16 protein-coding genes and 1 pseudogene are annotated in these 23,836 nt (G+C 60.3%); 3 read left to right on the top strand and 14 right to left on the bottom strand.

Annotated elements, in window-relative coordinates:
• Positions 1–12 precede the first annotated feature (12 nt).
• From glgX to asd, 5 genes are all read right to left on the bottom strand, one after another.
• Positions 13–1,995, bottom strand: a complete 1,983-nt coding sequence (gene glgX / locus D7I37_RS05800; protein ID WP_095099701.1) for a glycogen debranching protein GlgX — start codon at positions 1,993–1,995, stop codon at positions 13–15.
• Positions 1,992–4,178: a 1,4-alpha-glucan branching enzyme gene (gene glgB / locus D7I37_RS05805; protein ID WP_129543438.1), complete on the bottom strand. Its 2,187-nt coding sequence runs from the start codon at positions 4,176–4,178 to the stop codon at positions 1,992–1,994. The genes glgX and glgB overlap by 4 nt, the downstream gene beginning before the upstream one ends.
• 875 nt (positions 4,179–5,053) lie before the next feature.
• Positions 5,054–7,510, bottom strand: a complete 2,457-nt coding sequence (locus tag D7I37_RS05810) for a DUF2235 domain-containing protein (RefSeq protein WP_129543439.1) — start codon at positions 7,508–7,510, stop codon at positions 5,054–5,056.
• Entirely contained in the window at positions 7,498–8,025 is a 528-nt protein-coding gene (gene tli1, locus D7I37_RS05815) for a T6SS immunity phospholipase A1-binding lipoprotein Tli1-KP (RefSeq protein ID WP_129543440.1), read from the bottom strand. The genes D7I37_RS05810 and tli1 overlap by 13 nt, the downstream gene beginning before the upstream one ends.
• Before the next feature lie 770 nt (positions 8,026–8,795).
• On the bottom strand, positions 8,796–9,902 hold the full coding sequence (gene asd / locus D7I37_RS05820) for an aspartate-semialdehyde dehydrogenase (protein WP_061800614.1): 1,107 nt from the start codon (positions 9,900–9,902) through the stop codon (positions 8,796–8,798).
• A 315-nt stretch (positions 9,903–10,217) separates the two neighbouring features.
• Between asd and D7I37_RS05825 the strand changes: the two genes are divergently transcribed.
• Positions 10,218–10,811 (top strand): YhgN family NAAT transporter, encoded by a 594-nt coding sequence (locus tag D7I37_RS05825; protein WP_061800612.1) that lies wholly within the window; start codon positions 10,218–10,220, stop codon positions 10,809–10,811.
• Between the two features lie 32 nt (positions 10,812–10,843).
• Here the strand turns inward: D7I37_RS05825 and gntK are convergent, their stop codons facing one another.
• The 4 genes from gntK to D7I37_RS05845 all read right to left on the bottom strand — a co-directional run bounded on the left by gntK (position 10,844) and on the right by D7I37_RS05845 (position 15,000).
• Positions 10,844–11,371 (bottom strand): gluconokinase, encoded by a 528-nt coding sequence (gene gntK, locus D7I37_RS05830; RefSeq protein ID WP_061800609.1) that lies wholly within the window; start codon positions 11,369–11,371, stop codon positions 10,844–10,846.
• 145 nt (positions 11,372–11,516) lie between these two features.
• On the bottom strand, positions 11,517–12,833 hold the full coding sequence (gntT, locus tag D7I37_RS05835) for a gluconate transporter (RefSeq protein WP_095099710.1): 1,317 nt from the start codon (positions 12,831–12,833) through the stop codon (positions 11,517–11,519).
• Between the two features lie 344 nt (positions 12,834–13,177).
• Positions 13,178–14,173, bottom strand: coding sequence for a gluconate operon transcriptional repressor GntR (gntR, locus tag D7I37_RS05840; RefSeq protein ID WP_061800604.1), 996 nt, complete (start codon positions 14,171–14,173; stop codon positions 13,178–13,180).
• A gap of 131 nt (positions 14,174–14,304) precedes the next feature.
• Positions 14,305–15,000 (bottom strand): pirin family protein, encoded by a 696-nt coding sequence (locus D7I37_RS05845; RefSeq protein WP_129543441.1) that lies wholly within the window; start codon positions 14,998–15,000, stop codon positions 14,305–14,307.
• Positions 15,001–15,386: 386 nt separating this feature from the next.
• On the opposite strand from D7I37_RS05845, the gene D7I37_RS05850 reads away from it, so the two are divergent.
• Together D7I37_RS05850 and D7I37_RS27670 are read left to right on the top strand one after the other, a co-directional pair.
• Entirely contained in the window at positions 15,387–15,902 is a 516-nt protein-coding gene (locus D7I37_RS05850; RefSeq protein WP_129543442.1) for a GNAT family N-acetyltransferase, read from the top strand.
• Positions 15,895–17,072, top strand: a pseudogene (locus D7I37_RS27670) (P1 family peptidase). The gene D7I37_RS05850 and the pseudogene D7I37_RS27670 overlap by 8 nt, the downstream one beginning before the upstream one ends.
• A 291-nt stretch (positions 17,073–17,363) precedes the next feature.
• Here D7I37_RS27670 and D7I37_RS05860 read toward each other — a convergent pair.
• The 5 genes from D7I37_RS05860 to iolD all read right to left on the bottom strand — a co-directional run bounded on the left by D7I37_RS05860 (position 17,364) and on the right by iolD (position 23,339).
• Positions 17,364–18,368 (bottom strand): IS110 family transposase, encoded by a 1,005-nt coding sequence (locus D7I37_RS05860; protein WP_061800785.1) that lies wholly within the window; start codon positions 18,366–18,368, stop codon positions 17,364–17,366.
• A gap of 104 nt (positions 18,369–18,472) precedes the next feature.
• The gene (iolE, locus tag D7I37_RS05865; protein WP_061799519.1) at positions 18,473–19,369 is read right to left on the bottom strand and encodes a myo-inosose-2 dehydratase; all 897 of its coding nucleotides are present in this window, start codon (positions 19,367–19,369) and stop codon (positions 18,473–18,475) included.
• Positions 19,370–19,427: 58 nt separating this feature from the next.
• Positions 19,428–20,312, bottom strand: coding sequence for a sugar phosphate isomerase/epimerase family protein (locus tag D7I37_RS05870; protein ID WP_061799521.1), 885 nt, complete (start codon positions 20,310–20,312; stop codon positions 19,428–19,430).
• 38 nt (positions 20,313–20,350) lie between these two features.
• Positions 20,351–21,364 (bottom strand): Gfo/Idh/MocA family protein, encoded by a 1,014-nt coding sequence (locus tag D7I37_RS05875; RefSeq protein WP_061799523.1) that lies wholly within the window; start codon positions 21,362–21,364, stop codon positions 20,351–20,353.
• Between the two features lie 34 nt (positions 21,365–21,398).
• Positions 21,399–23,339 (bottom strand): 3D-(3,5/4)-trihydroxycyclohexane-1,2-dione acylhydrolase (decyclizing), encoded by a 1,941-nt coding sequence (gene iolD / locus D7I37_RS05880; RefSeq protein WP_129543443.1) that lies wholly within the window; start codon positions 23,337–23,339, stop codon positions 21,399–21,401.
• Positions 23,340–23,836: the final 497 nt, after the last annotated feature.

The raw sequence follows: 23,836 nt of genomic DNA on the forward strand, positions 1-23,836 counted from the left end.
TGACTCCTTTTATTATTTCCGTACCAGCACGCAAAGCGAGTGCGCGGCCTGGTGCCAGGCGGGTAAAACCGCCCGCGAGTCTTCCTGAATAAAGGGGGCGACAACCTGCCAGTCGCCGTCGGGCAACCTCATCTCCGCCGCCTGCGGCGTGGCGTTAATCACCAGCAGCCAGCGTTGCGAAAGAAGGATCTGCAGCTGCAGATCGCCCTGCTCCCACTGCTGCGCATCGGGCGGCTGCCCCTGCGCATTCAGCCACCGCACGCTGCCGTCGCCGTCCTGCCACCAGCGGTCCTGCCGCAGCGCGGGGATCTGCCGGCGCAGGCGAATCAGCGCGGCGGCGTAAGCGGTAAGGGAGTCGTCCGCCGTGGCCCAGTCGAGCCAGGTGGTGGCGTTGTCCTGACAATAGGCATTGTTGTTCCCCTGCTGGCTATGTCCATGTTCGTCGCCGGCCAGCAGCATCGGCGTTCCCTGGGACAGTAACAGCGTGGCGAGCAGCGCCCGCTGGCTGGCCCTGCGGCGTTGCACGATGGCGTCGTCGGCCGTCGGGCCTTCAACGCCGTGGTTGTTGCTGAAATTGCGTTCGCTGCCGTCGCGGTTGCCTTCGCCGTTCGGCTGGTTGTGTTTTTGATTGAAACTGACCAGGTCCTGCAGGGTGAAGCCGTCGTGCGCGGTCAGCATGTTGATGGCGGCGTAAGGCGCCCGCCCGCGTTGGTTGAACAGGTCGCTGGAGGCGGCGAAACGCCGGGCGAACTGGCCGAGCGAGACTTCCCCCTGCAGCCAGAAGCCGCGCATATCGTCCCGATAACGGTCGTTCCATTCGGCGAAGCGGCCGGGAAACGCCCCCACCTGATAGCCGCCGGGGCCGATGTCCCAGGGCTCGGCGATCAGCTTGCAGCGCGACAGCAGGTCGTCCGCCAGCATCGCCTGGAACAGCGGCGCCTCGCGATCGAACGCCGGCGTGCGGCCGAGCACGCTGCCCAAATCGAAGCGGAAGCCGTCGACGTGGCACTCTTTTACCCAGAAGCGCAGGCAGTCCATCACCCAGGCAACGCCCTGCGGGCTATCCAGCCGCAGCGTATTGCCGCAGCCGGTATCGTTGACGTAGTCCCCGTCGGGCGTCAGCCAGTAATAGCCCGGGTTGTCGATGCCGCGCAGCGACAGCGTCGGCCCATCGAGATCCAGCTCGGCGCTGTGGTTGAACACCACGTCGAGGATCACCTCGATGCCGGCCTTATGCAGCGCCTTGACCGCGTCGCGAAACTCACCCAGCGGCGTGCTCCCGGTGCGCAGGCTGGCGTAGCGGTTATCCGGCGCATAGGGCGCCAGCACGTTATAGCCCCAGTAGTTGATCAGCCCGAGCCGCTGCAGGCGCGGTTCAGAGGTGTGCTGCTGCACCGGCAACAGCTCCAGCGCGGTGATGCCGAGGCGTTTGAAATAGGCGATCATCACCGGATGGCCGAGGGCGGCGAAGCTGCCGCGCAGCGCCGGCGGGATGTCCGGATGCAGCAGCGTCAGGCCGCGCACGTGCGCCTCGTAGATCACCGTTTGCCCCCAGGGGGTCGCGGGCGGGCGATCGTCCTGCCAGTCATAGCGCTCGTCGACCACCACGCACTTCGGCATCAGCTCCGCGCTGTCGTGCGCGTCCGGCCGGTCGTAACCGCCGTGCAGCTGCGGATGGTCCGCCACCGGCCCTTCGACCGCGCGCGCGGCGGGATCCAGCAGCAGTTTTTCGGGGTTGCAGCGCAGGCCCCGCGCCGGATCAAACGGGCCATGAACCCGATAACCGTAGCGCTGGCCCGGTTTGCCTCCCGGCAGGTAGCCGTGCCAAACGTCGCCGCTGCGCGCCGGCAGCGGCAGCCGCACTTCGCGCCGTTGGCCGTCGAACAGGCACAGCTCCACCCGCTCCGCGCAGGCGGAATACAGGCTAAAGTTGACGCCGTTGCCGTCGTAATGCGCCCCCAGCGGCGCGGCGAGGCCGGGCTTCAGCTCCGTCATTGCGCCTCCCGCAGCAGGTAGATGGTCGCCAGCGGCGGCACCGTCACGCTGATGGAGTATTCGCGGCCGTGGCTGCCGACCTGCTCGGACTCGACCCTCCCCTGATTGCCGGCGTTGCTGCCGTGATAGTGATGCGAATCGGTGTTGAGGATCTCCCGATAGCCGCCGGAACGGGAGATGCCGATGCGATAGTGATGACGCGGCACCGGCGTAAAGTTGCTGACGGCGATCAGCTCATTGCCCTGCGAGTCGTAGCGGGCGAAGGCGAACACCGAATTGTCGTGATCGTCGACCACCAGCCACTCGAAGCCGTCGGGGCGGTAATCCCGCTCATACAGCGGCGCCTGCTGCTGATAGCAGCGGTTCAGATCGCGCACCAGCCTTTGCACGCCGTTATGCCAGTTGTCCAGCCCTTCCAGCAGGTGCCAGTCGAGGCTGGTATCGAAATTCCACTCGCGCCCCTGGGCGAACTCGCAGCCCATAAACAGCAGCTTCTTGCCGGGGTGCGCCCACATAAAGCCGTAGTAGGCGCGCAGGTTGGCGAACTTTTGCCAGGCGTCGCCGGGCATGCGATCGAGAATCGACTTCTTGCCGTGCACCACTTCATCGTGCGAGATCGGCAGCACAAAGTTCTCGGTGTAGGCGTACAGCATGCCGAAGGTCATCTGGTTATGGTGATATTTGCGGTGCACCGGATCGCATTTCATGTAGTTGAGGGTGTCGTGCATCCAGCCCAGGTTCCATTTGTAGTGGAAACCCAGTCCGTTGGCGTCCGGCGGCAGCGTCACGCCGGGATAATCGGTGGATTCCTCCGCCAGCGTCACCGCGCCGGGCCGCTCTTTGCCGAGGGTCTGATTGGTGTAGCGCAGGAAGGAGATGGCCTCCAGATTCTCGTTGCCGCCGTAGTAGTTCGGCACCCATTCGCCGTCGGCGCGGCTGTAGTCGCGGTAGATCATCGAGGCCACCGCATCGACCCGCAGCGCATCGATGCCAAAGCGCTCCAGCCAATACAGCGCATTGCCCGCCAGGTAGTTGCGCACCTCATGGCGGCCATAGTTGTAGATCAGCGTGTTCCAGTCCTGGTGGAAACCCTCGCGCGGATCGGCGTACTCGTACAGCGCGGTGCCGTCGAAGTTCGCCAGCCCATAGGCGTCGCTGGGAAAATGCCCCGGCACCCAGTCGAGGATCACGTTGATGCCGGCCTGGTGCGCCGCCGCCACGAAGGCTTTGAAGTCGGCCGGGGTGCCGAAGCGCCGGGTCGGCGCATACAGCCCCAGCGGCTGGTAGCCCCAGCTGCCGTCGAACGGGTGTTCGTTGATCGGCAGCAGCTCGATATGGGTGAAGCCCATGTCCTTGACGTAGGCGATCAGCTGCGCCGCCAGCTCGCCGTAGCTGAGCCAGAAGTGATCGTCGGTATGGCGCCGCCACGAGCCGAGATGCACCTCGTAGATGGAAATCGGCCGATCGAAATCATTGGCGCGCCGACGTTCCGGCGTCTGTTCGACCACCTCCGGCAACGGCGCCACCAACGAGGCGGTATCCGGGCGCATCTGCGCCTCGAAAGCGTAAGGGTCGGCCTTCAGCTGGGTGTTGCCGTAGCAGTCGATGATTTCATACTTGTACAGCTGGCCGGCCTGCACGCCGGGCAAGAACAGCTCCCAGATGCCGTTTTCACGGCGGCGGCGCATCGGATGGCGGCGGCCGTCCCAGAAATTGAACTCCCCCACCACCGAAACGCGTTGGGCGTTGGGCGCCCAGACCGCAAAGCTGACGCCGTCGACGCCGTCCAGCGTCGCCAGATGGGCGCCCAGCCGCTCATAGGGGCGCAAATGGGTGCCCTCCGCCAGCAGCCAGCTGTCGATATCCTGCAATAAGGGGCCAAAACGGTAGGGATCTTCGACGATCTGTTGGTGATCGCGCCAGCTGACCTGCAGCTGATAGCGGAAAGGCGTTTTGCGGCGCGGCACCGCGGCGCTGAAGAAGCCGCGCGGGTCATCGCAGCGTAGCTGCACCAGCCGGCGGCCGGTCTGTTGATCCACCAGCCACACCTCGGTGGCGTCCGGCAGCAGCGCGCGCACCTGCAGGCCGTTATCGGCCGCATGCATGCCAAGCAGAGCGAAGGGGTCGGCGTAATGGCCGGAGATAAGCTGATCAATCACGTCACGATCGGGAAGTACAGGCATAGTCTTCTTCCTTAGATTAACAGCATGATCTATAAGAATCGGCCGGTTGATTGATCCATGGCCGTTTTGGTTATCATGCAATTCATTCGGTATCTAAAGCGTGATTGCGGTCGGTTATTGACCAATCTTTGACTTCCCGACCTGAATTTCGCTCTTTATGCTTATTTTTAAGGGGCTATCAGCGCTGGTGAAAATTTATCCGCCAGTGCTTTAAGCATAGCCAATGTCCGTTAAAAGCAGCGCAGCATTGCCAAGGAAAATTCTTCATTAAGAAAACTGCCAGCCTGACGGCGTCTTTGCGCTGTCGCCGACGGGGAAAAATGCGGGTTACCGGTAGGCGAAGCCCTGCTTTCAGCCACTTTGTCCATAGCGCGGCATGAGCGACAAAAAGGTGAAAAATAGGGCTTTAGGGGGCTGAAAGAGGCCAGCCCAAGTAAATTTAGATTACAGCAGAGTGCAAAAATAGTGAATGTCTATGCCACCAAGGCAGAAATCACTGTCGCAAGAAATAAGCAGGCTCCAGAATATGGCACAATAAAACGGCGGTTGTTCTCACAGCAGAATACTGATCTATGCTTAAATCCCTTACACAGCAAGGCCTAAACACTCATCCATACAAATTGGGTACCACTTAGGGTACAGGTAAAAACAGAGCATACCCTTTTCCAACTAACGCCCGGAGTTACTCCCCTGCTCACCGTGATTTGATAGCCGGTGTGATAACTCAATGAGCTCTTGCGGCCTTTGCTGGTGGTTCACCATCAAGCACGCAAGAATATATCCCCCTCATAGACCAAGAAACTTTCGTTTTAAGGGCTAGCGCAATCCGGTGACATGCGGTCGTCACATCACCGGATTTAATTGGCGGTCTATTTTTATCCCTGAACGTTCTCACTGAAAGTTGCCGATTGCACTCGCTCAAGCCAACTGACTGAGATCGCGGCTTGCACCCGTGCCAGCTGCTGCTGCGCCAGCTCGGCCTTCTGCTGAGCAACCACCACGCCCGGTTCGGTGGTAAAGGCCCTGAGCTGTTCACCCCCCGGCAATTCCGGCAGCGGCAACCCGGTGAGTTTGTCCACGACCTCAACCTGCAACGAACGCACCGCACCGGTGGCGGCCAGCCCTGCCAGCTTGCCGGTCAGGCTCTTTTGTTTGAAGCTCAGCACGACCCCCGTGGCAAGGGTCGCGAACCCTACCATATTCCCGGCGATAACCAGCGGCGAGAGTGACTTATTGCATTTTTCGCTGAAGTAAATCATGCGGTAACGGAAGTAGCCGGCCCACATCTCGCGCGTACCCAGCGCGGCGTGCATAAACCAGGCGCGCGAGTCGTGTACCTGGTCGTCAAACAGCGCCCTGACCAGCCCTGCGGGCTGCTGCGCATTGCTGCCCTCGCCGGCGGCGGGGAACAGGGTAGGCACGCGGGCATCTCCGTCAGCCTTTATTCGCCGGTATTCCTGCGGTTCATCGTCGGTATTGAGCACGAAAATCATCGGTTGCAGCACCGTATCCAGTACCACCTGCGCCAGATTATCCGGAATGCGGTAGCCGTCATGGTAGTCCTTGCCAAACTCCTTCGCCGCTTCAAACAGCTGGGGCTTATCCATCTTCGGGTCAAAATCCTTGACGCCCGGATAGAGCACCAGATCGTCCATCTGGTCGGCAGGCTGTGTTGCTTTCTGCTCATTACGGAAATCAATGACATCTTGCTGTTTTTTATTTCGTGCCTTTTCTGCCTCCTTGCGCACAGCAGGCTGTGCCTCCTTATCCGAGGCAGCTTTGTAGAACCGCTGTTCCACTAGCGTCCCTTTGGCATAGCGATCAATGCGCCAGGCGGTGATCCAGGCAATCTGGTTATCGACGAGGCTTTCCAGGCTGATGCTGGCGCGCGGTGGCTCGTATTTGGCTGCCTCTTCAGAAGAGATTTTTTCTGGCGTGGTCAGATTCAGGGTAAGTTCGCGCCAGGCGTTGAAGCGATGAACAAGTACATCGGAAACCAAAAATTGAGAGATCAGATCAATAGGCATTATTCGCCAATTATCTGTAGATGATTCTGGTAATACGTCCTGCGGTACTTTTAATGGTGCTCCAGCACTAAAAGCCGCAGCATACATATCGTTCAGAGATATCTGTGATAATAATAAAGCGTCATCCTCACCGTTCGCCTTTCCCTGATCCCCCGGCGGATAGCCACCGCCGATATCCGAATGCATCCCCGGATACACCACCTCGGTAGCATAAGGCGGGTACTTACCGTTACCCCGGCGCACCGAGTCCAGCGGGAAACAGAGACGCTGTTCATGACCCGAGACCAGATGCACGCATTTTTTTATCAGCCCACCATAGGTTTCATCGCTCGGCAGCTCCATCGAATCGTCTGCCCAGCCCATATGCCCTTCGGCAATCGGCACCACGTGCGCCACTCCGACCGAGGCCACGGTATCCAGCAGCCCGAGAAACTCCACGCTGATGGGCAGCTGCATATCACCAACTTGCAGGCACTGCGGGGGATTTTCTCCTTCCGCCGCAGGTGGCGGCAGCAGTTCACTCAACCAGCGCACAAAGGCGCGCGCCGCCGCCGCACCACGGGAAAAGCCATAGACGTACAGTTTGATGCTCAACAGCTTGGGTTTACCCGGCTCCGGCTGGGTAATCAATGGCTTCAACTGCGGGGCTAAATCATTCAGTAACCGGCTGAACTCTTCATAACGGTTGTGGCTGCCACCAAACCACAGCCGGTTCCAGCTGGTGCCCATGTTGTTGATAGACCGGCGGCTCTCCGCAGTAGTCAGCCACTTTTCCGTGGAGCTAAACTTCAGTACATCAATAATGCGCAGCAGCGCCCAGTTTATCCGCTCCTCACCTTTAGTGGCACCCACCAAACCCATAGTGGAATAGTCCGGGTCGTTCACTTCCGGGAACGGGGTGCCCACTCCAGGCATATAGAACTTAAAATATTTCCCCTCCCCCTCTTCAGCAGCATCTAACAGCGCGCTCTGATCGTTGGTCGGTACCCCACCCGCCGTACCGGTCCCGATAGTGGCGCGAAACAGACGGGCAATATTGGTCGGGTGTTTTGGGTTTGACAGAAGCAAATCATTATTCAGGTTATTGCCGGTGCCGTCGAAAAACAGACTGATATGCAGCGTTTTACAACACGGCGGCGCCACGCGTCGTCCGGCGGCCAGGCACAGCTCCTGATGGTAGAGCCGCTCGGTGCTGTCCTGCTGATGGAGGCTCTGCCCCACCTGCAGCGCCTGCGCAGGCAGGCGTCCCTGTGCCGGGAACGGTGGCGGTACCCAGGCTAAGTCGGTTTCCTTTATTTCGGACATACTTTGGGCTCCTTCATCCTGATGGGCTCTTTTATCGGGTAGTTGGCATTTCTCGGTGACCAGCAACTGGTCGTGACCTTCACGTCATCACAGGGCAAAAAGTGCACCGTGATGCCGCAGACATCCTGGCCGTTATAGTCAGGCACCAACACGGTTTTGCTGTGCTGGCGATTTTGAGCCTTCATTTTTTTTTCCCAGGCTTTATATTTTTTGTAATCAGCAAATCCCGGAAAGCCTTTAGAGCCTCCCTCCCCAGTTTCCCAATCGATGCGCACCGCCATACCCGGCGTCCACCGGGCGGGCACGCTGTAGCAGCAGCCACCGCCGCCGCCCTGGAACGGGCCAATAATGTCGATGCCCGACTGCCCGTTTACGCTGAAGTGGTTAATCGCCCATTTGGTATGGTTGATGGCTTTAATGGTGCCACCACCGCCTCCGGCCTGAGCGACGGGCTGTGAGCAGCCGGTTAACAGCAGCAATCCCGCCAGCAGCGGGCTTAACAATGCATGTTTCATCTCACTTTCCTTGTAGATGTGGAGTTCATTCATAGGGAAACAACAACCGGGGACAGGCTATCTCGGACAGTCTTTGGGCTCCTTCATCCTGATGGGCTCTTTAATCGGGTAAGCCGGGCTGCCGTAGGTGTAGCAACTGGTCGTTACCTTCACGTCATCACAGGGCAAAAAGCGCAGGTATTCTGGCCGTTATAGTCTGGTAGCGAGACGCCCCTGTAACGCTTTAGATTCCGGGGTCGGGTAATTGACGTAAAAGAGGTAGTTGTGTGGAGTACTGATAGCGTTTTTCATGCTGATTATCCTTAATCTAAACGCGAAATGAATCACCAGCATAAAACATAAGCGCTGTTTATCCACATAAAAATTATGATTTTGTGGTATTGGGCTACGCTCGTTATATCTGGTAGAGGTACTACTCTACGGGTTCCGTTCACCATGCTTCACCAGGTTCGTCCTGATAGGTGCGCCAATGCTGACACGCCTACCTCTCTATAATTGTTGGTTCGGCTTTTTCATTTTGCTACTGACTCTGACAGGCGTAATGAAAACCGGCGCACTGCCGACACTGCAAAGTCGCGTTGGAAATATACAGTGCCCCTTTGCGCTCCCCGCAGTCTGGGCAAACCTCAAAAGTACGATATTGGGTACAACGTAGCTGTGCGCTTTAGTGATGCTTCTTGCAACCTGATAAAAACAAAAAAGCCCGCAACCATGCGAGCCTTAAGGATTTTTTCGCTTTAGCGACGCCTCTTGCGCTGTAAGTAAATATTCTACAGCAGGATACGCAGCATGCGGCGCAGCGGCTCGGCCGCGCCCCACAACAGCTGGTCGCCCACGGTGAACGCCGACAGATATTCCGGCCCCATATTCAGCTTGCGCAAACGGCCGACCGGCGTATTCAGCGTGCCGGTTACCGCCGCCGGTGTCAGTTCGCGCATCGTCAGCTCGCGGTCGTTCGGGATCACCCGCACCCAGTCGTTGTGCGTCGCCAGCATTTGTTCGATTTCCGGCAGCGAAACGTCTTTTTTCAGCTTCAGCGTAAAGGCCTGGCTGTGGCAGCGCAGCGCGCCGACGCGCACGCACAGGCCGTCGACAGGGATCACGCTGGACGTATTCAGGATCTTGTTGGTTTCCGCCTGGCCCTTCCACTCTTCGCGGCTCTGGCCGTTATCGAGCGCCTTGTCGATCCAGGGGATCAGGCTGCCGGCCAGCGGCACGCCGAAGTTGTCGGTCGGCAGCTTGCCGCTGCGGGTGGCCGCGGTCACCTTGCGCTCGATGTCCAAAATGGCCGAGGCCGGGTCCTGCAGCTCTTTCGCCACGTCGGCGTGCAGCATGCCCATTTGGGTCAGCAGTTCGCGCATGTGGCGCGCGCCGCCGCCGGAGGCCGCCTGATAGGTGGCGACCGACGCCCACTCAACCAAATCGTTGGCGAACAGGCCGCCGAGCGACATCAGCATCAGGCTGACGGTGCAGTTGCCGCCGACGAAGGTCTTGATGCCGTTATCCAGCCCCTGCTGAATCACCGCATGGTTGACCGGATCCAGGATGATGATCGCGTCATTCTGCATGCGCAGCGAAGACGCCGCGTCAATCCAGTACCCCTGCCAGCCGCTTTCACGCAGCTTGGGGTAAATTTCGTTGGTATAATCTCCGCCCTGGCAGGTAATAATGATGTCGAGCGCGCTCAGCGCGTCGACGTCATAGGCATCCTGCAGGGTGCCCTGCGGCTGGCCGCCGAAGGCCGGCGCTGCGGCGCCGTGCTGCGAGGTGGAGAAAAAGACCGGGCGAATGGCGTCAAAATCGCGCTCTTCCGTCATGCGTTGCATGAGGACCGAGCCGACCATTCCGCGCCAACCGATGAAACCAACGTTTTTCATAATGACTGTGTCCTGCCTTGGGGATGGCTATTAGATGATGAAAATGGTGTGCAATATCTCTTCACCTTACAAAATGTCGGCGCGGGCGCAAAGTGAATTTATTCGATGGCTGGGCATTTCTCAGCAATCCTTCTTATATACCCGTCGTCTTTCAAACTGCAGCGTTGTTACCTGCACGATCTTACCCCAGTCACTTACTTGAGTAAGCTCCTGGGGATGCGATCGCTGGGCGCCTAGCTGCAATTTGAAATCCATAGGGTATAGGCAAGGACGCGGCCTGAACGGCCGACGTGTATTTTAAATCCCGAGGTCACCATGACAGAGATGATTTCAGCCACGGTACTGCTGTTTTTAATTATGGATCCGCTGGGCAACCTGCCGATATTCATGTCGGTGCTCAAGCACCTGGAGCCGCGCCGCCGGCGGGTGGTGCTGATCCGCGAGCTGGTGATCGCCCTGCTGCTGATGCTGATTTTCCTGTTTGCCGGCGAGAAGATCCTGGCGTTCCTCAACCTGCGCACCGAGACCGTCTCCATCTCCGGCGGCATCATCCTGTTCCTGATCGCCATCAAGATGATTTTCCCCTCTCAGGAAGGCAACAGCTCCGGGCTGTCCGCCGGCGAAGAGCCGTTTCTGGTGCCCTTGGCGATCCCGCTGGTGGCCGGCCCGTCGATTCTGGCGGCGCTGATGCTGCTGTCGCACCAGTACCCGAACCAGCTGTCTCATCTGGTGGTGGCGCTGTTGATCGCCTGGGGAATTTCCGCGGCTATCCTGCTGATGTCGAATCTGTTCCTGCGCCTGCTGGGCAGCAAGGGCGTCAGCGCGCTGGAAAGGTTGATGGGGTTGATTCTGGTGATGCTGTCGACCCAGATGTTCCTGGACGGCGTGCGGGCTTACATGAAGCTGTAGGCGCCAGAGCGGCGCCGGCAGATGGCCCGCGATTAACGGGCCGCAACGCGCTGAATATAGGCGACGGTGTCGGCAACCACGCCGTCCAGCGGCTGGTTGATGTCGATCGCCTGCACGTCCGGTTCCTGCGAACCCGGCTCTTCCAGGGTGGCGAACTGGGAAACCAGCATCTGCGGCTTGAAGAAATGGCCCTTGCGCTGCTTCAGACGCTCTTCAATCACCGCCTTATCCCCTTTCAGGTAGATGAAATGCAGGTTGCTGTTGCCCTCGCGCAGGCGGTCGCGGTAGCTCTTTTTCAGCGCCGAACACACCAGCAGCGAAACCCCGTTGGTACGCTGCATGGCGAAGATGGCGTCGTTCAACGCCGCCAGCCAGGGCGCGCGGTCGTTGTCGTCCAGCGCGTGCCCGGCGGCCATTTTGTTGATGTTGGCCCGCGGGTGCAGGTAGTCGCCGTCCAGCATGGCGGCATTGACGTCATGGGCGACGGCGCTGGCCACGGCGGATTTGCCGCTGCCTGAAACCCCCATCAAGATAAATACGTGATTCTGCGGATTACTCATAATGTCATGCCCTTATGGAGTCTAATGCGCGTCCTGGCGGCGGGTCAGGCTGCCGACGTCATCAAATGCGCCCCAACTGATGAAAATGCTCAATAAATGCCGTAACGGGGTCCGGCGCCAGACGCGGCGCCGGACGGGCTAGCGATTATACGACCGTCGCCAACAGCAGGCAGCCCACCAGGCCGCACACCGAGATGATGGTTTCCAGCACCGACCAGGATTTGATGGTCTCCATGATGCTCAGGTTGAAATACTCCTTGAACAGCCAGAAGCCCGGATCGTTGACGTGAGAGAAAATCACGCTGCCGGAACCGACCGCAATCACCATCAGCTCAGGGCTGACGCCGGTGGTGGCGATCAGAGGCGCCACGATGCCGCCGGCGGTGATCGCCGCCACGGTGGCGGAACCCAGCGCCAGACGCAGCGCGGCGGCGATCGACCAGGCCATCAGGATCGGCGAAACGTTGCTGCCCGCCATCAGGCCGGCGATGTATTGCTCTACGCCGCTGTCGACCAGCACCTGTTTGAACGCGCCGCCGCCGCCGATGATCAACAGCATCATGGCGATGATTTTAATCGAGTCGGTGATGGTGCCCATCACTTCATCCATGCTGCGCCCGCGGTTCAGGCCGAAGGTGAAGATAGCGATCAGCACCGCAATCAGCGTCGCCATCACCGGATCGCCGAAGAATTCGGCGAAGCGCAGCAGGCTATGGCCCTTTGGCAGCACCATTTCGGCTACCGCGCGCAGCGCCATCAGGATCACCGGCACCAGAGAGGTGGCGACGCTGATGCCGAAGCTGGGCATTTCCGCTTCGGTGAAGATTTTTGGGTTATACAGGCCTTCCGGCACCGGCTTGTCGATGCCTTTCAGGAAGCGGGCATAGACCGGGCCGGCCAGGATCACCGTGGGGATAGCCAACAGCGTGCCGTACAGCAGGGTTTTCCCCATGTCGGCATGGAAGATGGTGGCGATCGCCGTTGGGCCAGGGTGCGGCGGCAGGAAACCGTGGGTGACCGACAGCGCGGCCGCCATCGGCACGCCGACGTACAGCAGCGGTACCCGCGCAGAAGCCGCAATGCTGAATACCAGCGGCAGCAGCAGCACGAACCCGACCTCATAGAACAGGGCGAAACCGACGGTAAAGCCGGTCAGCACCACCGCCCATTGAATGTATTTTTGACCGAACTTGTCGATCAGCGTGGTGGCGATGCGCTGAGCGCCGCCGCAGTCCGCCAGCAGCTTGCCGAGCATGGCGCCGAAGCCCATGATCAGCGCCAGGCTGCCCAGCGTGCCGCCAACCCCGGCCTTGATGGAGCCGATCACTTTATCGACCGGCATACCCTGCGCGATGCCGACCGCCAGCGCGACCAGCACCAGAGAGATAAAGCCGTTCAGCTTAAAGCGGATCATCAACAGCAGCAGCAGCGCTACGCCGCCTGCAACAATCACTAATGGCATAATTTTTCTCCAACCTTTTTATCGCAGTCTCACTTTACAATAGGCCGTAAAGCGTGCGGTTGTTGTATTTTTAGGCTCTTTCCCGGTGTGATAAGGCGAGCTGTAGGTGTTGTTGAGTCAGAGGTCTCATCTTGCTGCAAGATAACCGCATGCTCGTTGTTACCGGTATCATGATACCGGTAACAGAACGAACAGCGGAACCGGGTCAAGGGCTAAAATTCCCGTTCTGGGATAGAGATCAAACTTATGCAGGTAACGGAAGCGTGGCGTACAGGGGGGAAAGGCGGCGCGCCGGACGGCGCGAGTCTGGAATAAATAGTTCTAAAACAAACCGTTGAAACCGATCAGATGCTGCCGCCGGGGATCACGGTGAAGCCGACGTCCACCATGCGCGGGCAGACGGTTTCGCCGCGCAGCCGGGCCAGCAGGCGTTCGGCGCCGATTTGCCCCATGCGCTCACGCGGCGTCAGCACGCTGGCCAGCTTCGGCACCATCACCTGGCCGATATCGTGGCCGTGGAAACCGGCGATCGCCATCTCATGAGGAATAGACAGCCCCTGGCGCTGGCACTCGAAGGCCGCGCCGATCGCCAGGTCATCGTTGGTGCAGAAGATGCTGTCGATCTGCGGGTAGTCGCGCTGCGCCTGGCGCAGCAGTTCGCCGCCGGCGGAATAGGAGGAAGAGCGCGCGGTCATGATGCTGTACGGCTCCAGGCCGGACTCGCGCATCGCCTGTTCGTAACCCTGCTGTTTGATAATGGTACGTTCATCCTGACGGGCGCCGAAGTACACCAGGTGACGATGGCCGTGGGCGATGATCTGTTGCGTCATCTGCCGCGCCGCCTCGAAGTTGTTGAACCCCACCGCCAGATCGATGCACGGCGAGACGCAGTCCATCAGCTCCACCACGGGAATGCCCGCCACCTCAATCATCTTCAGGGTGCGCGGCGTGTGGTGGCGCTCCGACAGGATCAGGCCGTCGATATTGTAGGACAGCAGCGAGGTCAGGCGTTCTTCTTCACGCTCCGGCAAATAGCCGTAGTGCGCCAGCATGGTCTGGTAGTTGTGCGCGTCGGTCACGCTTTCGATGCCGCGCAGCACCTCGGCGAACACCTGGTTGGTCAGCGACGGCAACAGCACGCCGATCGCCCGGCTGGTGGCGTTGGAAAGAATGTCCGGCGCACGGTTGGGGATATAACCCAGCTCATCCAGCGCGACGGCGATTTTTTGCTGCAAGGCGACAGAAACCTGGTCGGGATTACGCAAATAACGGCTCACCGTCATCTTGGTAACGCCTACCTGGTCTGCAACATCCTGGAGTACCGGCCGTTTTTTCTTCATTATCAATGAACTGGCTAACCGTGAATGGGCGGTCATTTTAGCAAAAAAAACGGCGGGCTGATATTGCTGGTTATCCGGCGACGAAAAGCAACAAGGGCTCACGCCGTGAGCCCTTGATATTTACCGCTTAATTATACCGGCGGCAGATCGAACAGCAGGATTTCGCTCTCTTCGTCGGCCCGGATCGACAACGCCGCTTCATCCCACACCGCGAAGGCGTCGCTGGTGCCGGCCGGCTGGCCGTTCACCGTCACCTTGCCGCGCACCACCTGGATCCACACCCGGCGGCCGGCAGCGATCGGGCATTCCGCCTGCTCGCCCTGGTTCAACGCCCAGCGCGACAGCGTCATGTCCTGGAACACCTTCAGCGAGCCGTCGCGCGCATCCGGCGACAGCACCAGCTGGCGGCCCTGCGGCGCGTCGAACATGCGCTGCTCGTAGCGCGGCTCCAGCCCGACCTGATCCGGGATGATCCAAATCTGGTACAGGTGCAGCGGACGATCGCCGTTGCCGTTGTACTCGGAGTGACGCACCCCGGTACCGGCGCTCATGATCTGGAACTCACCGGCGTGGATCTGCTCCTTGTTGCCCATGCTGTCCTGGTGCTCCACCGTGCCGCTCAGCACATAGGTCAGGATCTCCATGTCTTTATGCGGATGCGTGCCGAAGCCCTGCCCCGCGTCGATCACGTCTTCGTTGATCACCCGCAGCGCCGAGAACCCCATAAAGTCAGGATCATAGTAGTTGGCGAATGAGAAGGTGTGCCAGCTGTCCAGCCAACCATGATTGGCATGACCGCGGTCTTCTGCTTTGCGTACGTAAATCATATTCAACTCTCCTCAATGTTTTCTACAGTCTAGTCCTGGCGGCAGAATAAGAAAGCGTAAAAAACTCATCCCTCTGTTCAAAAAATTAGATAGAGTGGGAAAGCGATCGACAGCGGGTTTGTTGAGCGGGCGGCGGCGGAAAACGGGCAAAAAAAAAGCCAGCACCCGAGCTGGCTAAGTAAACACTGGAAGCAATGTGAGCAATGTCGTGCCTTCGCAGCGAGAGCATCAAAGGCTGATGCCCTCCCCGGAACGCATCGCAATAATAATCATTATCATTCGCACCTGTAAAGCGTTTTTTTGACCAACCGGGAATAATGTTGACTCGATACGATAAACGGATAAATTCAGAGGTTATTCAACCGGTAAGCGACAGGAGCAGCGACATGAGCGAAATAGTGGTTCGTCACGTGGAAACAACCGATGCGCAGGCTTTGCAACAGCTCTACTCTCAGCCGCAGGTCTACCGTGACACCCTACAGCTCCCGCTGCCGTCAAAAGAACTGTGGCAGCAGCGCATTGCCGATCTCAAGCCCGGCATGCACAACCTGGTGGCCTGCCTCGATGGGCAGGTCGCCGGGCAGTTGACCGTAGAACTGAACCAGCGCGTGCGCCGCCGCCACGTGGCCACCTTCGGCCTCGGCGTCGATTCCCGTTATCAGGGCCAAGGGATCGGCAGCAGCCTGATGCAGGCGATGATCGACATCTGCGACAGCTGGGCGGCCATCGAGCGCATCGAGCTGACGGTATTTACCGACAATCAGGCGGCCATCGCGCTGTACCGCAAGTTCGGCTTCGAGATAGAAGGCACCAGCCGCCGCTACGCCATGCGCGACGGAGTGCTGGTCGACGCCTACCACATGGCGCGCTTTCGTTCCGCGCAGGCAAACGGCGATGCATAACGCCGCAGGTAAGACGGGGCCGCTGAGCCGGCCCCTCGCCCTTAGCCGCCGCACCTTTCTGCAGGCGCTGGCGTGCCTCACCGGCGCCGTCGGCGTCCTTTCTCCCACCACATTATTGGGGACCGCTATGCCAACTTCAGCCACCCTGCGGACCGGCGCCCGCAACCTGATTACCGACGTCCCCGGCCTGAAGGTCGGGGTAGCGCAGGACAGCAAGGTGCGCACCGGCGCCACGGTGATCCTGCCGGATCGGCCGGCGATCGCCGCCGTGGACGTGCGCGGCGGCGGCCCGGCCACCCGCGAAACCGACGCGCTGGGGGAAGACAACCTGGTGCAGACCCTCGATGCGCTGGTGCTGAGCGGCGGCTCGGTTTACGGCCTGGCGGCGGCGGACGGCGTGGCGGCCTGGCTGGGGCAACAGGGCAAGGGTTACGCCCTGCGCCCGGCGCCCGGGGTGCCGGTTTCGCCGATCGTGCCCACCGCCTGCCTGTACGACTTAAGCAATGCCGGAGATAAAGACTGGCAGCTCGCTCCCCCTACCGCCAGTTAGGCATCGAGGCGGCCGGCAAGGCGAGCCTGGATTTCCCGCTGGGCACCGTGGGCGCCGGTTACGGCGCCATGACCGGCATGGGCAAGCTGAAGGGCGGTCTCGGATCCGCCTCGGCGATCGCCGCCAACGGCGCCGCCGTCGGCGCGCTGGTGGCGGTCAACAGCCTGGGTTCGGTGGTCGCGCCCGGCACCCGGGCTTTTTGGGCCACCCCTTATGAAATCAACGGCGAGTTCGGCAATGGCGGCGCCGCGGCGCTGGCGCAGCTGCAGGCGCAGGGCGAAGACTGGATGGTGAAGGAGCCGGAAGGCGGCCGGAAGAATACCACCCTGGCCTGCATCGCCACCGATCTGGCGCTGACGCGGGTAGAGCTGAAACGGGTGGCCATCATGGCGCAGGACGGCATGGCGCGCGCCATTCGCCCGCTGCACAGCCCGTTCGACGGCGACGTGGTGTTCGCCCTGTCGACCGGCCAACGCGAGGTGCAGGGCAGCCGCGAACTGGCGGTGCTGCAGATTGGCGCTCTGGCGGCGGATACCCTGGCGCGGGCGATCGCCCGCGGCGTGTATGCCGCCACCCCATGGCCGGGCAGCCAGGTGGTGACCTGGCGCAGTCTGGCCTGAGCCGACGCCATAAAAATCTATGGTCACCCCCGTTTTTGCAACACCGATTTTGATTTATGATGGGCTTGCGTAAATCTATACGGCGTCTGATGGGTAACACTGCGTTACCCGCGCCACGATGAAGTCCACACCTGCTGAACCTGAAAAGGGTCCCGGCTTCAAAGAGCCATTTTTTATGTCAGGTTCATCAGCAGGTCGCTGTGCCGTTCATGTCATCATCATCAGTCGTCGCAAAACCAGGTCGTAACTGGGTTATCCAAAGCGCTGACAGCGGCTAACTGTCGGCGCTTTTTATTGGCTAAATACGGTGCGATGCGCCGTCACCGCCCAGGCTATCCGTGCCAGCTTGTTCGCCAGTCCACAGGCCACCACATTCGAGTGATGCCGTGTCAACTGGACCTTCACCCATTCAGCCAGACGCCCCGGGTGATGTTCAAGTCGCTGCATAAAGGCCCGCGCACATTGAACCAGCAGGCGGCGCAGATTTTTATCTCCCCGCTTGCTGATGCCCATCAGCGTATTTTTCCCGCCGGTGCTGTATTGCCGCGGGACCAATCCCGTCGATGCCGCAAAGTCCCGGCTGCCGACATAGTTTTTCCCGTCGCCCAGCTTTGTGGCCAGCAGGCTGGCGGTTATCATGCCGACACCGGGGATGGTCAGCAGACGCTGCGTAGCCTCGTCATCCGCCATATGCGTTTTTAACTCTTGTTCGAGTCCCTCAACCTGCTCGCTGAGATAGGTGTAATGTTGCTGGAGGCGCATAAGCAGCCGGGTTAAATAAGGCGGGAGTGAATGCTCTTCAAGTACCGCAGCCAGGCGTCGGATAACGGCCGTTCCTCGCGGCATGCTGATGCCAAACTCAAGCAGAAAGGCGTGCATCTGATTGGTGGTTTTGACCCGTTCTCTGACAAGAGAATCCCGGACGCGATGCAGCGCCGCCATCGCCTGTTGGTCTTCGGTTCTCGGCGTCACGAAGCGCATAGAGGGGCGTGAAGCTGCTTCGCAGATGGCTTCAGCGTCGATGAAGTCGTTCTTGTTGCTCTTGACGAATGGCCGGACAAACTGGGGCGAGATGAGTTTAACCTGATGGCCGAGCTGAGTGATATGGCGCGCCATAAAGTGAGCGCCGGCGCAGGACTCCATGACGACGGTGGCTGTGCTGCAGGTGGAAAGAAAAGCGGTGAGCTGGGTACGGGAAAACTTCTTGCGCAGCAGAGCGTGGCCGTTTTTATCCTGAGCGTGGACATGGAAGGTATGCTTGCCGAGGTCGATACCGATAAGTGTGATGTTTTGCATGATGATCCCCTTCGAAAAGAAAAACACCCTGCCAGCGTACCGCTCACAGGGTGGGGGTGACCATCTCATTAGGGGCGTCATCGCCCCTTTGCCGCGCCCGCCGGTTAAATCCCGGCGGTTTCCCGAATGTAGCGGCGCGCCTTGACCGCGTATTCGAACGGGTTGGCCAGCGCCGGATCCTGCTCGGCCTCCACCACCATCCATCCCTGGTAGCCGCGCTCGTCCAGCAGCCGGAACACCGGCCGGAAGTCGATCACCCCGTCACCCGGCACGGTGAAAGTGCCCTTCTTCACGCCGTCGAGGAAGCTCAGCTTGTTGGCCTTCACTTCCGCCACCACCTCATCGCGCACGTCTTTCAGGTGAACGTGGTTGATGCGCGGCAGATACTTTTCGAGGATCGCCATCATCGCCTGCTGGCTGCCTTCCGAGTAGTAGGCGTGGCCGGTATCGAACAGCAGGTAGACGTCGTCGTTGACCATGCTCATGTAACGGTCGATCTCTTCCGTGGTCTGGATGCCGGTGCCCATATGGTGGTGCAGACAGACCTGCATCCCCTTGGCGGCGGCGATCTTCGCCAGCGCGTTGTAACCGTCGGCCACCCGCTGCCACTCTTCATCGCTGAAATGCGGCTTCTCTTCGAACACCCCCTTGGCGGTGCCCTGAATGCTCTGGCTCTGCTCGGAGCAACCGATCACCCGGGCGCCCATCGCATGCAGGAAGTTCATGTGGTTGATAAATTCATCGATGGTTTTTTCCTTCAGGCCGTCGGCGAAGAAGGTACTGAACCAGGCGTTGCAGATCTGGATGCCGCGGATATCCAGCATCGGCTTCAGCACCGCCGGATCGCGCGGGTACTTGCTGCCCACTTCGCTGCCGGTGAACCCGGCCAGCGCCATTTCGCTGACGCACTGCTGGAAGGTGTTTTCCTTGCCCAGATCGGGCATGTCGTCATTGGTCCAGCCGATCGGCGCGATGGCCAGCTTTACGTGGTCTTTGTTCATTTTCAGCCTCAATCATCGGATGGCGCGCCGGGGCGCAGGCCGCCGGCGCACCGAAAGGTTATTTGCCCAGCAGCTCTCGTTCGATGCGCTCGCGGGTCGCCACCGCCTGACTCTTCATCTTTTCCGGATAGCCGAACAGCGAGGTGCAGATGATCGACTCTCCGCCAACCTTAAAGTTGCGGTTGGCGAACTCCATGTCGCGCAGGGTCTGGAACAGCGCGTCGAAGTCCACTTCGCCTTCGCCGATGCCCACGTGCTGGTGCACCGCAGCGTCAACGCCCGGCGGGTTGACGATATAGCGGCAATGCTTGGTGTGGTTCATGGTGTCGGCGATCAGCACGTGCGAGAGATCGTCGCCGGCGTACTTCAGCATGCCGGCCACGTCGCCCTGCCCCTTGTCGTAATAGAAGCTGTGCGGCACGCTGTAAAGGTATTTGACGTGATCGCTGCGCAGCGACTTCACCATGTCGGCGGTTTCGTTGCTCAGTTCGCAGAAGTCCCACGGATGCGACTGGATCTCCATGCGAATGCCCTCGCGCTCGATAATCGGCAGCAGCTCCTCCATCGAGCGGTACCACAACTCTTCGCAGATCTCCGGTTCGTTGGGGTTGCCCGCCAGCTCGGTGTTGATCACCTGAACGCCCATTTCCACCGCGATCTCGATCATCCGCCGCCAATTTTTGACCGCCGCCTGGCGGCGATCTTCGCCCGGGCCGGACCAGCGGTACACCACGATGAACGAGGAGATCTCCACGCCGGTAGCCTTCAGGGCATTTTTGTATTCCGCCATAATTTCGCGGCTGGCTTTCGGATGCTTATAAAACGGATTTATCTGCGGGTGCGGCGACTGTTCGATGTATTTATAACCCCAGTCGGCCACCTGCTGAACCATCCGGGTCACGCCCAAATCCCGGATGACATCGACATCAAAAGCGATCTTCATGGTCACTCCTCTTCAACGTAGATCGGCGGTTCAGGCGGTTATTTGTTGTAGAACGCCGGGCGCGCCGGCAGGGTCACCGGCACTATCTCGCCGCTGAGCTGGGCGGCCACGCAGGCGTCGGCGGTAACCGAGGCGGCGTAACCGTCCCAGGCGGAAGGCCCGGTCAGCGCCCCCGCCAACACGTCGTTGATGAAACCCTGCAGCTCGACGTCGTAGGCGTCGATAAAGCGTTCCTTCCAGTCGGTCAGGATTTCGGTCGACAGCCGGGCGCCGCTGCGCATCTGCACCGAAGACGGCTCAGGCAGCCTGGCGATGCCGGTCTCCCCCACCACTTCGCACTGAATGTCATAGCCGTACTGGCAGTTCACGAAGATTTCGACGTCGATGCGCGTGCCCTTGGCGGTTTCGAACAGTACGATCTGCGGGTCTTTCAGGTGCGGGAACGCCTTCGGACTCTTGCGCGGGAACACCACCTGCACCGACACATAGTCGTCGTCCAGCAGCCAGCGCAGCACGTCAATCTCATGGATCAGCGTGTCGGTGATCGCCATATCGGTGGTGTAAGCCTCGCCGACGGTCGGGTTGCGGTGCGCGCAGTGCAGCATCAGCGGTTCGCCGATCTGGCCGCTGGTCAGCACCTGTTTCAACGCGCGGTAACCCCGATCGTAAGGGCGCATAAAGCCGACCTGCACCAGACGTTTGCCGTGCTTCGCTTCGGCGTCGACGATGTTTTTGCAGCCCTGCGCAGTCACCGCCAGCGGCTTCTCGCAGAACACCGGCTTACCGGCGGCGATCGCCGCCAGCACGAACTCTTCATGGCTCGGCCCCCAGGAGGTGACCAGCACCGCCTGCACGTCCGCAGCGTTGATCAGATCATGGCCGTTGTCATAGACCCGGGCGTCCAGCTGCAGATCGCTCACCACCCTGGCGGCGTTGTCGCGATTGATGTCGTTCACCGCGACGACGCGGGCGCCCTGCAACACCTTGCTGCAGCGACGGATGTGATCGCGGCCGATGGCGCCGGTGCCGATAACCCCAATATTCAATGTCATTTCGCTACCCTCGAGATTTATGTATGAGAACGAATCAGTATTCGCGTGCCTTATCGACGTTTTCCTGCAGCTTGCGGGCCACCGCGACGATTTTTTCGCTGTCGGCCACCTGGGCGCCGCCCACGCGCCACCAGCTGAAATATTTGTGCACCATGGTTTTCGGCAGCACCTTGATATCCAGCAGGGTGGAGACGGTTTGCTTGCGGGCATCGGCCAGCGCCTCGATCAGCTGCTGTTCGGTGGTGATGCTGTAGGTTTTACAGCCGTAGGCCGCCGCCAGCATGGCGAAGTTGACCGGCACCAGCCCGCCGTCGAGCTTGCCGCCCTGCGGATTGCGAAAGCGGAACTCGGTGGTGTAGCTGTCCATGCCGTGCTCCATCTGCAGGTTGTTGATGCAGCCGTTGGTCATGTTGTCGAACAGCACCACGTTGATTTTGCAGCCTTCCTGGATCGAGGTGACCAGTTCGGAATGCAGCATCATGAAGGCGCCGTCGCCGACCATCGCGTATACCTCACGCTGCGGCTCGGCCAGCTTGACCCCCAGCGCGGCGTTGACCTCGTAGCCCATGCAGGAATAACCGTACTCGACGTGGTAGCCGTGCTCGCCGTGGTTGTGCCACACGCGCTGCAGGTCGCCCGGCAGGCTGCCGGCGGCGGCGACGATCACGCCGTCCTGCGGCAGCTGCCGATTCAACACCCCCAGCACCCGGCTTTGGGTCAGGAAGGAATCGGTCTGCGCGATAAACTCGGCGAACACCCGCTCGCGGTCGAGATGGTCGTCTATCTCCGGCACAAAGCCTTCGCCGCTGTATTCCACCGCATACACCCGGGCGGTTTCCCGTTGCTGGGCGCTGCGCGCCTCGGCGATCGCCTCGCCCCAACCGGCGCGGTAATCGGACTGCGCCAGCAGCGCGCTCAGGGCGGTCAACGCCGCGCGGGCGTCCGCCAGCAGCTGCACGCCGTCGAGCTTGCCGGCGTCAAAGGCGCTGACGTTGATATTGAGGAAGTCGACGTGCGGATCCTGGAACAGCCATTTCGACGAGGTGGTGAAATCGGTGTAGCGGGTGCCGACGCCGATCACCAGATCGGCCTGCTTGGCCAGGGTGTTGGCCGCCAGGCAGCCGGTCTCGCCGATGCCGCCCAGGTTGAACTCATGATCGCTCGGCACCGCGCCCTTACCGGCCTGGGTTTCGACGAACGGGATGTGGAAGCGCTCGGCGAACGCGCGCAGCGCCTGCCCGGCCAGCGAGTATTTCACCCCGCCGCCGCACACCAGCAGCGGCTTGCGCTTGGCGCTCACCAGCGCCAGCGCATCCGCCAGCATGCCTTCGGTCGCCGGGCGGCGATCGAGCCGGTGCACGCGTTTTTGGAAGAAGTAGTCCGGGTAGTCGTAGGCTTCGCCCTGCACGTCCTGCGGCAGGCACAGCGTTACCGCGCCGGTTTCCGCCGGATCGGTCAGCACGCGCATGGCGTTGATGCAGGCGCTCATCAGCTGTTCCGGCCGCACGATGCGGTCCCAATATTTGCTCACCGCGCGGAAGGCGTCGTTGGTGCTGATGCTGAGATCGTAAGACTGTTCTATCTGCTGCAGCACCGGATCCGGCTGGCGCGAGGCGTAGACGTCGCCCGGCAGCAGCAGCAAAGGGATGCGGTTGGCGGTGGCGGTGGCCGCGGCGGTGATCATGTTGGCGGCGCCCGGGCCGACGGAGGAGGTGCAGGCGTAAATCTGCCGGCGCAGCTTCTGCTTGGCGAAACCGGTCGCCGCATGGGCCATCCCCTGCTCGTTGCGCCCCTGATGCACCACCAGGTCGCCGCTGTCCTGTTCCAGCGCCTGCCCCAGGCCAAGCACGTTGCCATGGCCAAAAATCGCAAAGACGCCCTTCACGAACTTGGTTTCCACCCCGTCGGCCAGCAGATACTGGTTGTCGAGGAACCTGACCAGCGCCTGCGCCATGGTTAGCTTGATCTTGCCCATTTACTCACCCTTTCGATTGAGGGCCGCCCCGGTGCAACCTCGCTAGCGGGTCGCACGCCCGGTGTTTTGTTACGCGGCGGCAGCTGTTATCTTGAGCGGGCGGTGCCCGCCGCTCACTAAGTCGACAACCTGAAACGTGAAGCGATTATAAACAAATATATTTTTCATAAAATCACATTACAGAAGAAACATTTCATTTTGCGATAAAGATCGCATATTGATGAAAACCCCATTTCATCCCGGCCTTTACTATTCACGGACTTAGCGGCGCCATCCCGCGCCCGCCGCCGTTCTCCGGCCGGCGGAAGCTCGGCGCGGCCGTCCGGTTGCGGGCCATGTCGTTTCCCGCCGATCGCCGGTTTATCCTCAGCCCCGACGCGGTTTTTCCCCTTTCCTCGCCGGTTGCGGCGATGTTTTAAATGCATCACATTTTTGGGGTGTAAATTTCATTCCATATTGAAATTGAAATTTTTATTCCCCATACTTCAAAACATGCT

Source organism: Serratia sp. 1D1416, assembly GCF_003641105.1.
GTDB classification, from domain to species: Bacteria; Pseudomonadota; Gammaproteobacteria; order Enterobacterales; family Enterobacteriaceae; genus Serratia; species Serratia ficaria.